At 72.3% G+C, this 4,745-nt stretch carries 5 protein-coding genes; 2 read left to right on the forward strand and 3 right to left on the reverse strand.

Going from position 1 to position 4,745, the window contains the following annotated elements; genetic code table 11:
• Together AN216_RS05965 and AN216_RS05970 are read left to right on the forward strand one after the other, a co-directional pair.
• Positions 1-636, forward strand: a 636-nt coding sequence (locus tag AN216_RS05965; protein WP_139140869.1) for a DUF3459 domain-containing protein, incomplete at its 5' end; no start/stop codon positions are given.
• A gap of 38 nt (positions 637-674) precedes the next feature.
• Entirely contained in the window at positions 675-1,109 is a 435-nt protein-coding gene (locus tag AN216_RS05970; protein WP_070195544.1) for a protein-tyrosine phosphatase family protein, read from the forward strand.
• A 62-nt stretch (positions 1,110-1,171) separates the two neighbouring features.
• On the opposite strand, the gene AN216_RS05975 is transcribed toward AN216_RS05970, so the two are convergent.
• From AN216_RS05975 to AN216_RS05985, 3 genes are read right to left on the reverse strand one after another with little or no spacing between them, the layout of a single operon-like run.
• Positions 1,172-1,804: a LysE family translocator gene (locus AN216_RS05975; RefSeq protein WP_070195545.1), complete on the reverse strand. Its 633-nt coding sequence runs from the start codon at positions 1,802-1,804 to the stop codon at positions 1,172-1,174.
• Between the two features lie 49 nt (positions 1,805-1,853).
• Positions 1,854-3,290 (reverse strand): 3-hydroxybutyrate oligomer hydrolase family protein, encoded by a 1,437-nt coding sequence (locus AN216_RS05980; RefSeq protein WP_070195546.1) that lies wholly within the window; start codon positions 3,288-3,290, stop codon positions 1,854-1,856.
• The gene (locus AN216_RS05985) at positions 3,287-4,345 is read right to left on the reverse strand and encodes an extracellular catalytic domain type 1 short-chain-length polyhydroxyalkanoate depolymerase (RefSeq protein ID WP_079166315.1); all 1,059 of its coding nucleotides are present in this window, start codon (positions 4,343-4,345) and stop codon (positions 3,287-3,289) included. Before AN216_RS05985 ends, AN216_RS05980 begins: the two co-directional genes overlap by 4 nt.
• Positions 4,346-4,745 lie beyond the last annotated feature (400 nt).

Genomic DNA, 4,745 nt, shown 5'->3' on the forward strand with positions numbered 1-4,745 from the left:
CACCGCTTCGTGCACTACGCGCAGAACCACGACCAGATCGGCAACCGGGCTCTCGGCGACCGGCTCGCCGCCGCCCTCCCACCCGGCCGGCTGGCCTGCGCGGCGGCGCTGGTGCTGCTCTCCCCCATGACGCCGATGCTGTTCATGGGCGAGGAGTGGGGCGCCCGGACGCCCTGGCAGTACTTCACCGACCACCCCGACCCGGCTCTCGCGGAGGCCGTACGCCTCGGGCGCCGGCAGGAGTTCGCCGCGCACGGCTGGGACGGCGCGGACCTCCCCGACCCGCAGTCCCCGGCCACCCGGGACCGCTCCTGCCTGGACTGGACGGAGCCGCACCGCGAACCGCACGTCCGGCTGCTGCGCTGGCACCGCCAACTCATCGCCCTGCGCCACCAGCACCCGCCGCTCGCGCACGCGCCGCTGGGCGAGGCCGCCGTACGCTTCGACGAGGACGCCGGCTGGCTGGCGCTGCACAACGGGCCGCTGCACGTCGTGATCAACCTGGCGGAGGACCGTACGGCCCGGGTGTCCTTCCCGGAGGCGTCCGGCGAACTCCTCGCCGCCTGGGACCCGGCGACGCGCTACGCCGAGGGAGTCCTGCAACTGCCCGCCCGGTCACCGGCGGTGCTCCGCTGAACGGCGGCACGTGTCCCCGGTGGACGTAGAGTGCGCGGATGAGCGAGACCACCTGGCGAGCCGACACCCCCGGCGTCCTACCGCTGCCCTCCGGGCGCCTGGTCCGGGGCCGAGGGCTCCGCAAGGCCCTGCCGGCGGGCGCGACCCCCGCCTTCGGCGCGTACCTCCTGGGCGGGGAACCGCCCGAACTGCCCTGGGAGACACGGTGGTTGCGCTGGCCCGACTTCCGGCTGCCCAGCGACCGGGCCCGGGCCCGGGAGGTGCTGCGGGAGGTGTGGGAGCGCGCCGCCGCCGAACGCGTGGAGGTCGCCTGCGGTGGCGGCCGTGGCCGCACCGGCACCGCGCTGGCCTGCCTCGCCGTGCTGGACGGCGTGCCGGGCGACGAGGCGGTGTCGTTCGTACGCCGGCACTACGACCGGCATGCCGTCGAGACGCCCTGGCAGCGACGCTACGTGCGCCGCTTCCCTGGCTGACCCGGCACGACGCGGACGGCGCCGGCTTACGGCGGTGAGCGGCGGCCTGGCTCACGAACGGCTCACGGTCCCGGTTGCAGCGCCAGTCGGGCGCCCAGCACCAACAGCACCCCACCGGAGACCTGCTCCATCCGACGCCGCACCCCCGGTCGAGCCAGCCACCGCCGGAGTTGGCCCACCCCCCAGACGTACCCCGCGTAGTACCCGACCTCGAACACCGCCCACAGCGCCGCCAGCCCCACCATGTACGGCAGCCGCGGCGCCCCCTCCGGGACGAACTGCGGGAGGAAGGAGAGCGCGAAAAGCGCCGCCTTCGGATTGGCCAGGTTCATCAGCAGTCCGGCGGAGTACGATCCCCACCCCGAGCGCCGCTCGTCCTCCCCCTCGCTCTCCCCCAGGTCCACGCCGCCGCCCCGCCGAGCGGCCCACAGGGTCTGCGCCCCGAACACGATCAACACCCCGGCACCGACGACGCGCAGCACGTCGTACGCCAGCTGGGAGGCCGCCAGCAGCGCTGTCAGGCCGCAGGCGGCGACCACGCCCCAGACGAAAACCCCGGTCTCGTTGCCCAACACGGTCAGTAGGCCGCTACGTCGGCTTCGCAGGGAGTTACGGATGATCAGTACCGTGCTCGGCCCGGGTGACATAGCGATCAGCAGGCAGGCGCCGAGGAAGGGCAGCAGGACATCGGCCATGACACCATCCTGGGTGCCCTCCCCGAAGCGACGCCATGTGATACGCGCCTCAGCTCCCCGACAGTCGGCACTCCGTCAACAGTTCCGCCCGTCCGGCGTCGGCGGGCCGGGGCACCGTACGGCTCGCGGGCGGCTGTTCGCCCCGCGCGAGCCAGCCCTCCAGCGCGCGGAAGGCGGAGCGGTGGCAGGGCACCAGCGGGCGAAGCCGCTCCGGGAACTCGTCGAAGAGCGCGTCGGTGTGCGTGCCGTCCTCGATCCGGTAGTACCGGAACAGCTCGCCCCGGCCTGCCTCCCGCACCATGCGGGCGTACGCGTCCGAGCTGGCACTGATCGGCAGCAGCACGTCCCGGGTACCGTGCACGGTGAGCAACGGCTTGCCGATCCGCCCGGTCAGGCCGATGCGTTCCACCGCCGCGCGGACCTCCGGTGGCCGGGAGTGGTAGTCGTAGTCGGCGTCGCAGTCGGGCGTGCCCGGCGCGCAGTACGGGGTGCCGGCCTCCGTCGAGCCGTCGTATCCCGGGTCCAGCTCCTCGCGGTAGGTCCGTTGGGTCACGTCCCAGTAGTTGTCGTGGTGGAACGGCCACAGGAACTCGCTGCCGGCCGGATAGCCGGCGGCCAGCATCTTCCCATGCGCCCGGTCGGCGCCGGGGCCACCGGCCGCGTAGTCCGGGTAGTACCGCAGCGCGGGCGGCAGGAAGGTCAGCAGGTTCGGTCCGTCGCCGCGCCAGAGGGTGCCCTCCCAGTCCACCCCGCCGTCGTACAACTCGGGGCGGTTCTCCAGCTGCCAGCGGACCAGGTAGCCGCCGTTGGACAGGCCGGTGGCGAGCGTACGGGCCGGCGGGCGGCCGTACCGCTGAGCGATCACCGCGCGGGCGGCGCGGGTGAGTTGGGTGAACCGGGTGTTCCACTCGGCGATCGCGTCACCCGGCCGGTCGCCGTCCCGGTAGAACTTCGCACCGGTGTTGCCCTTGTCGGTGGCGGCGAAGGCGTAGCCACGGGCCAGCGCCCAGTCGCCGATGGCGCGGTCGTTGGCGTACTGCTCGCGGTTGCCGGACGAGCCGGTGACCACGAGGCCGCCGTTCCAGTCGTGCGGCAGCCGGATCACGAACTGGGAGTCGTGCCGCCAGCCGTGGTTGGTGTTGCCGTGCGAGCTGTCCGGGAAGTAGCCGTCGAGCTGGATGCCGGGCACGCCGCGGGGCGTTCGCAGATCCTTCGGGGTGAGGCCGGCCCAGTCGGCTTTGTCGGTGTGACCGGAGTCGACTGTTCCGGCGGTGGTCAGCTCGTCCAGGCAGGCCACCCGCTGGTGCTCCGCTCCCGGCACCCGCAGGTGGGGCGTACGGTCCGGGCAGGCCGCGCCCTCGCCTGGCGCGGGGGCGGCTTCCCCCACCCCGGCCGCCGCGGGGGCGGCGGCCGGGAGTGCCGATCCGGCGAGCAGCGCGACCGTGAGGACGGCCAACCGCCCGCGAATCCGGGTGTGTCTGCTCATCGGGAGGCTCCGCCGGTCATGCCGAAGAACTCGGTGATCCAGTAGCTGGAGCAGATCGAGTCGATGAAGTGCTCGGTGCCGGTGGCGCCGCACTGCTTCGCCTCGCTGCCGGGATCCACGGGTGTGCCGTGGTCGATGCCGGGCACGCGGTCCACCTCGACGACGGGCTCGCCGTCCGCGTTCTGGTACCGCTCCCGCTGGGTGTCGTTGGGGCCGATGGTGGACGTACTGTCCGGCTTCTGGTCGGCGCCGTGCACCGCCGTCCACTGGTCCCGCAGTTCGTCCGCGTTCATGGGCACGACCGTGCCGTCCTCATCGCCGTGCCAGATCGCCACACGAGGCCACGGACCCTGGTGGTCCGGTGCCGCGTCCTTGACCCGCTGCGCCCACTCCTCCGGGCTCTGGTCCACACCCGGGCTCATGCAGATGAACGGGCTGGAGCCGCTGGCGCAGTCGTACGGCAGTCCGGCGACGACCGCGCCCGCCTCGAAGACTTCCGGGTAGGTCGCGAGCATCACCGAGGTCATGGCGCCGCCGGCGGACAGGCCGGTGACGTACGTACGCTTCGCGTCCGCGCCGTACGCCTCCTCGGCGTGCGCGACCATCTGGCGTACGGAGGCGGCCTCGCCCTGGTCCCGCTTGTTGTCGGTGCCCTGGAACCAGTTGAAGCAGTTGTTGGGGTTGTTGGAGCCGCCGGTCTGCGGGAGGACGAGCAGGAAGCCGTGTTCGTCGGCCATCTTGCTGAGGCCCGAGTTGTCGGCGTACACCTGGGCACTCTGGGTGCAGCCGTGCATCGCGACGACTACGGGGGCGTTCTCGGGCAGCGAGGCGGGCTCGTAGACGTACATGCCCAGATCGCCTGGGTTCTGTCCGAAGTCCGCCACCTCCTCGATGGGCGTCTCGGCCTGCGCGGCGGGCGCGGGCCCGAACACCAGGGCGCCGGCGACCAGCGCGCCGATCGCGGCGAGACTGCCGTGCAGCTTGGCTCGGGTGTGCGTTCGCCCTGGGCGTCGAGTGGTTGAACTCGCTTTCCGTTGCCTTGAGTTGGGCGTCATTGCGCCAACCTCCCCATCCGGTTCGGCTCGATTGGCGGTCACCGTAGGGAGGGCTGGAGCGACCCGAAACGTGACGGGACACCACATCGGAGCCGGCGCGGGCGTGGGTGGGAACCATAGACGGTGTGCCGACACGTCATAGGGGAGCGGTTTCCGGATATTCGTGCACAGCCATTGACGAGGAGGGCTGGTTGTTGAAATCTCCTGTGCAATCGATTTCCTCATTGTGGGAGTGTGACCATGCGAGTTCACGACGACAGCGGCATCGGCGAGAGACCCACCCCGGACAACTCCCCGAGCCGTCCCGGCATCAGGCGCTCGACCCTGCTCAAGGCGGCTGCCCTGGGCGGGGGCGGGCTGTTGCTGGGCGGCACGGGCACGGCGGGCGCGGCGGGCGCGG

This window comes from Streptomyces oceani (genome assembly GCF_001751245.1).
GTDB classification, from domain to species: domain Bacteria; phylum Actinomycetota; class Actinomycetes; order Streptomycetales; family Streptomycetaceae; genus Streptomyces; species Streptomyces oceani.

Excerpts from the sequence above, each read along its gene's own strand:
- AN216_RS05970 (WP_070195544.1), top strand. The coding sequence starts at position 675 with ATGAGCGAGACCACCTGGCGAGCCGACACCCCCGGCGTCCTACCGCTG.
- AN216_RS05975 (WP_070195545.1), bottom strand. The coding sequence starts at position 1,804 with ATGGCCGATGTCCTGCTGCCCTTCCTCGGCGCCTGCCTGCTGATCGCT.
- AN216_RS05980 (WP_070195546.1), bottom strand. The coding sequence starts at position 3,290 with ATGAGCAGACACACCCGGATTCGCGGGCGGTTGGCCGTCCTCACGGTC.
- AN216_RS05985 (WP_079166315.1), bottom strand. The coding sequence starts at position 4,345 with ATGACGCCCAACTCAAGGCAACGGAAAGCGAGTTCAACCACTCGACGC.